General features: G+C 41.0%; 7 protein-coding genes and 1 pseudogene. 5 read left to right on the forward strand and 3 right to left on the reverse strand.

The window, feature by feature from the left end:
- Positions 1–225: 225 nt before the first annotated feature.
- Positions 226–1,569, reverse strand: coding sequence for an anhydro-N-acetylmuramic acid kinase (locus H2245_RS10000; RefSeq protein WP_182407252.1), 1,344 nt, complete (start codon positions 1,567–1,569; stop codon positions 226–228).
- A 132-nt stretch (positions 1,570–1,701) separates the two neighbouring features.
- Between H2245_RS10000 and tyrS the strand changes: the two genes are divergently transcribed.
- From tyrS to H2245_RS10020, 4 genes and pseudogenes are all read left to right on the forward strand, one after another.
- On the forward strand, positions 1,702–2,913 hold the full coding sequence (gene tyrS, locus H2245_RS10005) for a tyrosine--tRNA ligase (RefSeq protein ID WP_182407253.1): 1,212 nt from the start codon (positions 1,702–1,704) through the stop codon (positions 2,911–2,913).
- Between the two features lie 95 nt (positions 2,914–3,008).
- Positions 3,009–3,248, forward strand: a pseudogene (locus H2245_RS10010) (DUF1653 domain-containing protein).
- Positions 3,249–3,271: 23 nt separating this feature from the next.
- Positions 3,272–3,595, forward strand: a complete 324-nt coding sequence (locus H2245_RS10015) for a hypothetical protein (RefSeq protein ID WP_182407254.1) — start codon at positions 3,272–3,274, stop codon at positions 3,593–3,595.
- An 86-nt stretch (positions 3,596–3,681) separates the two neighbouring features.
- A complete protein-coding gene (locus tag H2245_RS10020; protein WP_182407255.1) occupies positions 3,682–4,395 on the forward strand; it encodes a hypothetical protein in 714 nt (237 codons plus the stop codon).
- Positions 4,396–4,414: 19 nt separating this feature from the next.
- Here the strand turns inward: H2245_RS10020 and H2245_RS10025 are convergent, their stop codons facing one another.
- Entirely contained in the window at positions 4,415–5,167 is a 753-nt protein-coding gene (locus H2245_RS10025) for an SDR family NAD(P)-dependent oxidoreductase (protein WP_182407256.1), read from the reverse strand.
- A gap of 134 nt (positions 5,168–5,301) precedes the next feature.
- Complete coding sequence (gene upp, locus H2245_RS10030; RefSeq protein WP_062533997.1) at positions 5,302–5,949, reverse strand: uracil phosphoribosyltransferase; 648 nt, start codon at positions 5,947–5,949, stop codon at positions 5,302–5,304.
- Between the two features lie 399 nt (positions 5,950–6,348).
- Between upp and H2245_RS10035 the strand changes: the two genes are divergently transcribed.
- Positions 6,349–6,918, forward strand: a complete 570-nt coding sequence (locus H2245_RS10035) for a DNA glycosylase (protein WP_404944677.1) — start codon at positions 6,349–6,351, stop codon at positions 6,916–6,918.
- The last annotated feature ends 193 nt before the right edge of the window (positions 6,919–7,111 follow it).

Consider the following 7,111-nt stretch of genomic DNA (forward strand, 5'->3'; position numbering starts at 1 on the left):
CTGTAAACTTAAATCAACTAACCAGTTCATTGGATACAATTGTTGATAAAAAAACGAGCAATGAAAAATTCAGAATAATAAAGATAAACTATAAGTAATATCTAATATTAACCATTATAGACATTTATATTAACTATCATTGTTCTGAATTTGGTTTATTTTTAACATATTTTTATAAAATAGACGAACTTATGTTTTAAAATTATATACATAATCAGAAAAAGGTTACGCGAAACATACTTGTCCTAATACCACCTCTTTATGCGCACCAGTGACTGCTGGCAAATTACCCGTTTCACCCATCAATGTTTGCCGTGCTAGCCATGCAAATGCCACCGATTCTACCCAAGTTGGCGCAAGTCCTAAGCTTGCTGTAGTTTCGACAAGACAATACGGCAAATGGAATTGCAAGCGCGTCATCAGATAACTGTTTAACGCGCCACCACCACAGATATAAACTGCCTCTGTTATCTTTTTATTTCCTATCAATTCATTTCCTATAAATAGTTTGATCTGCTCCGTGGCACTGATAGCAGTCAGTTCAGTCAGTGTCGCTTGTACATCGGCTGACGAATAATCAATATTAGGCGCTACATGATCGAATATTTGCAATTCTGACTGTAACCACGCCAGATTAAAATCCTCACGTCCCGTACTTTTGGGATAAGGTTGGTCAAAAAAACGATGCGTCAATAGTTGCGTGAGTAATGGCTTGATAATTTGTCCCGATGCCGCCCAAGCGCCACCTGCATCATAGCTTTGATTGATATGTAAAGCTGTCCACGCATCCAATAATAAATTGGCAGGACCTGTATCATAACCAACGACTTGATTGTCATTATGGTTCACGGTTGCTGGCAAGACGGCAATATTGGCAATACCGCCTAAATTAAGCAGCACGCGCGTGGTATCCTTTTTTGCAAATAGCGCCTGATGAAAGGCAGGTACGAGTGGCGCACCTTGCCCACCGACTGCCATGTCACGGCGACGAAAGTCGCTCACCACGCTAATACCGGTACGCTCAGCAATAATATTGGCATCGAGCAATTGTAAAGTAAAGCCTATGTGCGGACGATGACGTACCGTTTGCCCATGACAGCCAATCGCTAATATAGATTCTGCATCGATATTGGCATGTTGTAATAAAGCATTCACTACTTCGCTGGCAAACTCGCCATAAGCTTTGCTTGCCCATCCGAACCAATCCAATTCACTGTTCGGTTTATCATCTTGCTGGATTAATTGGTTCACCCCATTGGGCTGACATAACGCCAATAATACCTCACGTAAGCGCGGCGGAAAATCTTGGCTATAAGTCGCCAATAGCTGCATAGGTGTGTTGGTGTCGTTATCCGTATTACCAGCAGAAAATTGACAAATCACTGCATCCATACCGTCTAGACTCGTGCCGGACATCATCCCGATATACAAGCCGTCATCGAAACTTTCAAATACGGTCTGCTCAAGCGCATCGGTCAGCGTGGCATATTCCGAGGCACTATCGATATCTGCCGCTGAATATAGTCCGTCATTATTTTGAGTATCATCACTAGGTATAGGGTTGGTCATGGCAATTTACCTTAAAAAACGCTAATATATCTGCCAAATTCTACCATTTTTTGTACGCCTTTAAGGTTCTAAACCTTTTAACGGGTTTAATAAATGCATAAAGACAATTCATAAGACAATGAAGAGACCACTATGACCGAGCATTCATACACCCTAGAAGAACAACTTGCCCTTATCCAACGTGGTACGCAAGAGATTTTATCAGAAGACGATTTGGTAAAAAAATTAAAACTAAACCGTCCTTTACGTATCAAAGCGGGCTTTGATCCGACCGCGCCTGATTTGCATTTAGGGCATACCGTGCTTATTAATAAACTCAAGCATTTTCAAGACTTGGGTCATGAGATTTATTTTCTAATCGGCGACTATACTGCCAAAATTGGTGACCCTTCTGGTAAAAATGCCACCCGTCCGCCATTGACCGATGAGCAAATCAAAGCCAATGCGAAGACTTACGCTGAGCAAGTCTTTAAAATTCTAGATAAAGAAAAAACCCGCATCGTGTTTAACTCTGAATGGTTTAAAGATATGTCAGCGGCGGATATGATTCAGCTTTCTAGTCAGCTGACTGTTTCACGTATGCTTGAGCGTGATGATTTCTCTAAACGCTATGCAGCGCAAACGCCAATCGCTATTCACGAGTTTTTATATCCTTTAGTACAGGGTTACGATTCTATTGCGCTAAAAGCCGACATCGAGCTTGGCGGTACGGATCAAACTTTTAACTTATTAATGGGTCGTACCTTGCAAGGTCGCTACGGTCAAGAGCCGCAAGTTTGTATCACTGTGCCGATTTTGGAAGGTTTAGACGGCGTTAATAAAATGTCTAAATCGCTGAATAACTATGTTGGCATTTATGATGCACCGGGCACCATGTACCAAAAATTATTGTCTATGCCAGACACCTTAATCCGTCGCTACTTTGAGTTTTTAAGCTTTAAGCCAATGGAAGAGGTCGAAACGTTAATGGCAGAGATGGAAAACGGTCGCAACCCACAAGAAATCAAACGCATTTTAGCCGAAGAGTTGATTGAGCGTTTTCACGATGCCGACGCTGCTGCGAATGCGCATAAATCAGCAGGTAACGTATTAGCCGATGGCGAATTGCCAGTCGATTTACCAGAAGTGACGCTAGACTTAGAAGGTCAAGACGCCTTATTTATCGCCCAAATCTTAAACCAAGCTGGACTTGCCAAAAACAGCTCGTCAGCGAAAGACATGATTAAACGTGGCGCGGTCAAAGTAGATGGCGACGTAGTTGATGGTGGCTTTAGCTTAACATCTGGGCAAACCGTTGTTATCCAAGCTGGCAAGAAAGCTTATGCAAAAGTGACGGTTGCTTAAGCAATCTGCAAAGCGTAGTGTAAAAAAGGTCGACTTTTAATTGTCGACCTTTTTTACAGATGGATTAACAGAATTTTTAAAGTCAGGAGTTTGCTATGACCCAGTCAACTAAAAACACCGTCCCTCAAGGTATTTACCGCCACTATAAAGGCAGTTTATATCAAGTCTTACATACCGCGCAGCATTCAGAAACTGAAGAATCGCTAGTCGTTTATCGCTGCCTTTACGGTGAATATAGTGTTTGAGCACGCCCTCTAACGATGTTTGCTGGAACTGTTTTGGTCGATAATAAAGAAGTGCCAAGGTTTGAGTTGATTGAACCTTTAGCAGATTAATTATAAGTAAAATCGAGACTGACATGAAAAGGTTAGCCAATAAAAAAGGTGATTCAGTACCTTTACTAGTGCAGTTTATAGGAATCATAATTCAAGGTGAAATTTACTTAGTTATTAGCTGGTTGGATGCTTATTTCAATACAAGCCGACCTATTTCATCATTAGATAAGTTTTTTTGGTTAGTAATAGTGCCTATCACTTGGTTTATCTACGCTTTAATTTCTTATAAGTATTCTCATAAACTCTTACAGGCTATTTTCCAAGGTTTATTTCAAACGATATTTTCCTATGTCATTGTTATTGCTAGTATATTTTTCTTTTATACATGGATTGAAGGTTCCTTTTAAGGAAGGCTAAATTTGACCTAATATAAGAAATATTTGTGCTAATCTATAGCAAGCTGCCCTCAAAGACATAAGAAGGACAACGCGTGATGAATCATTCAACGCTGGTAGAAATTGATAGCAGCCTTTATCCGCAAGTATGGTCGCAACATACTTTCAGTAATGCAGAGTCCTTATTACTGGCAATGCTAAACGGCAGTATCACACCTGACCCTTATGCCTTCACTCAGATTTTGCAAGATAATGAGGTGTATCAAGATTGGGTGAACGCCACTGTATTTGGACGTTATATTCAGCGCAGTTTTGCCGCATTTTATCAGCAAACCGAAGACAGTTTTAACACTGAGTTGCCAGCGTTATTCCGGCATGAGTTGCATCGTTATGGGCAATACTTACCATTAGGGCAGATATTATTTGTTGCAGGTAACATTCCAGAAAGCACGCGTCGTGAAAAGCTTTTTACTACCACTATTAATCCTGCCACTGCTGTATTGGCTATGCAACAACTGCCCCAATTAGCTAAGCAATCGGCTTTTTTAAATACAAAAAATTCAAATTCCCAACCTATTGTTATCAATCAAATACGCGTGACGGGCAGGCAAGTGCTAGGATTTCCATTACGACATAATAAGCGCACGAGTGAGCGCATACGTAACGAGATATTGATTTTAGATTTTAACGACTTACGATTGGTAGATGAGCAAATAGTAAATGAAGTGGAAGACAAAGAGATAGAAGAGGAGAGCAATATAGCGCTATTAGAACATAGCACTATATTGCTTCGCTTTTATGAATTACGCTAATGAGTTCTTATTGACATATTTATTTATCTTGCTTGGCAATCGTCAGCCCATTATAAGTTTGTGCAACAGGCATTACTTCCAAACGATTGACGTTAATATGCGCAGGCGATTCAATTAACCACAATAAAATATCACCAATATCATCGCCAGTCATATTTTTAAAACCGGAATAAACTTGGGCTGCCTTGTCATCATCGCCATGATAGCGTACGTTTGAAAACTCAGTGCCCGCCACATTACCCGGTTCAAGATTGGTTACCCGTACTTGCGTACCGACTAAATCCGCGCGCAAATTTAAGCTAAACTGTTTAACAAAGGCTTTGGTCGCCCCATACACATTGCCACCAAAATATGGCCAGCTACCCGCAATAGAACCCACATTAATAATATAACCACTGTCGCGCGCCACCATAGCAGGCAATACCGAATGCGTCACTGACATTAGCCCTTTGATATTGGTATCAACCATCCGCGTCCAGTCATTAAGATCGGCTTCATGCGCAGGCTCTGTACCCAGCGCCAATCCCGCATTATTCACCAATACATCGATTTGCTTAAAGGCTTCTGGCAAATCAGCAATGATTTTCGGAATGGTATCAGGGTGACTCACGTCCATCACCACAGGCAAAAATAATTCACCAAGGTCTTGTGCCAGCGCATTTAGTCTATCCAATCGTCTAGCACAGCCGATCACTCGATGACCTTTGGCCACCAAACGTCTTGCTAATGCCTCACCGAATCCTGCGCTTGCCCCTGTAATCAATACGTTCATTGGTTATCCTTATAATCCCTGATAAGTGAATAATGACAGTTAATAACAACCTTTTTTAAGAAATTGCTATAAAATGATTGTGAGTTTATGAGTCTACTACGACCTTGATGACCTTCTATTTCTTAAAACAACGCCTAATGTTGACCTTCTTTTTTACCGAAGATTTTATCACCCGCATCACCAAGCCCTGGAATGATATAACCATGCTCATCCAAATGGCTATCAAGTGCGGCGGTATAAATGGTCACATCAGGATGTGCTTCATTCACCAAACGCACACCTTCAGGTGCGGCAACCAAAACCAATGCCTTAATATTATTACAACCATGCTTTTTAAGCATATCAATGGTCGCCACCATCGAACCACCGGTCGCTAGCATTGGGTCAATAATCAATGCAGGACGCTTGTCCATATGACTGACAAATTTTTCAAAAAATGGTACCGGTTCCAGTGTTTCTTCATCACGCTGCAAACCAACCACCGAGATTTTCGCCGTCGGAATCATATCGAGCACCCCATCGAGCATGCCAATACCAGCGCGCAAAATAGGCACGATGGTCACCGTTTTACCGATAATTTGCTCACCCGTGATTTCACCACACCAACCTTCCATTAAGAAAGTTTCAATCTCAAAATCGCGGCTCGCCTCATAAGCCATCAAGCGGGCAAGCTCTTTGGTCAAGGTACGAAATTTATAAGTACTACAGTCCTTTTCGCGCATCAGGCTCAGTTTATGACGTACTAACGGATGGTCGATTACGTTAATCTTTAGGTCATTCATAAGTACTCTCTTGGTTTCGGTCTTAGGGTAGGCAGTAGTCACTTTGCAACGTGATATCTTTATTAAAAGGCAGCTATAACAAATCGCGTCTTGACTCTATTGAGCGAGCTTTTATATTAGTAAGGACATAAATGATAAGCTTAGCTAATAAGGTAATTGCTTTATAAAGTCATTATAGGCAATATTTACAACAACTATCATACCAAAAAAACCACTTTTCCGATGAAGAATATCATGACTAACACCTCAGCTAATTCTCACATAGCGCCCTCAAAACCTGCTAACGACTTCATATGGCAGCAAGCAATACAACTCAATTCGCCACATGATTTGCCACAAGGTTCGCCACATATCGAAACCCATCCATTTGGACCTGTGCTACCGCCAGATGCCACCGTCATGATGATGGGCAGTTTTCCGCCCACAGCAGACAAATGGGCGATGAGGTTTCACTATCCCAATTTTCAAAATGACATGTGGCGTATCTATGGGCGCGTATTTTTTAATGATGCTGATTATTTTAGAGTAGGGGATGAAAAGCGCTTTGACCCCGAACGTATCCGCGCCTTTATGTTTGAGCGCGGCATTGCCTCTTGCCCGACCGTCGTCCAAGCGATTCGCGAAACCGGTAACGCCTCTGATAAAAATCTAACCGTCGTCACCACCATTGATTTAGATACTATCTTGCCGCAAGTTCCTAACGTAAAATCATTATTCACGACTGGCGGCAAAGCAACAGAAGTATTATTAAACCTATTACCTGAGCCACCTGCTAAATCAAAACATCCTAAGACCAACCAAAATGTTGATTATCCTTATAGGTGGCACGATGCTGCTAATAATAAAGCAGGTAAGGTAAATGAATTGACCTTATATAGACTGCCTTCTACTTCCCGCGCTTACCCATTAGCGTTAGATAAAAAGGTTGCCGCTTATAAAGACTTCTTTAAAAAGATAGGCAAGCTATAAACTAAGATAGTTATAAACTGTTCAACTATAACTATATGGGTGCATAAAACAAAACTAATAAGAAATGTAGATAAATAATGGTGAATACAGAGCTGCTGATAATAATTTAAAACTATTTTTATCCCTAACGTATTGATAAATAAACAGTATTGATTCTGTTCTCAGCTAAGACTAAAAATAGTATCTAGAATCT

The sequence above is a fragment of the Psychrobacter sp. GP33 genome (genome assembly GCF_014119005.1).
Lineage (GTDB): Bacteria > Pseudomonadota > Gammaproteobacteria > Pseudomonadales > Moraxellaceae > Psychrobacter.

What these genes read in the sequence shown, in the direction of transcription:
- H2245_RS10000 (WP_182407252.1), bottom strand. Translation starts at nt 1,569, where the DNA reads ATGACCAACCCTATACCTAGTGATGATACTCAAAATAATGACGGACTA.
- tyrS (WP_182407253.1), top strand. Translation starts at nt 1,702, where the DNA reads ATGACCGAGCATTCATACACCCTAGAAGAACAACTTGCCCTTATCCAA.
- H2245_RS10015 (WP_182407254.1), top strand. Translation starts at nt 3,272, where the DNA reads ATGAAAAGGTTAGCCAATAAAAAAGGTGATTCAGTACCTTTACTAGTG.
- H2245_RS10020 (WP_182407255.1), top strand. Translation starts at nt 3,682, where the DNA reads ATGAATCATTCAACGCTGGTAGAAATTGATAGCAGCCTTTATCCGCAA.
- H2245_RS10025 (WP_182407256.1), bottom strand. Translation starts at nt 5,167, where the DNA reads ATGAACGTATTGATTACAGGGGCAAGCGCAGGATTCGGTGAGGCATTA.
- upp (WP_062533997.1), bottom strand. Translation starts at nt 5,949, where the DNA reads ATGAATGACCTAAAGATTAACGTAATCGACCATCCGTTAGTACGTCAT.
- H2245_RS10035 (WP_404944677.1), top strand. Translation starts at nt 6,349, where the DNA reads ATGATGATGGGCAGTTTTCCGCCCACAGCAGACAAATGGGCGATGAGG.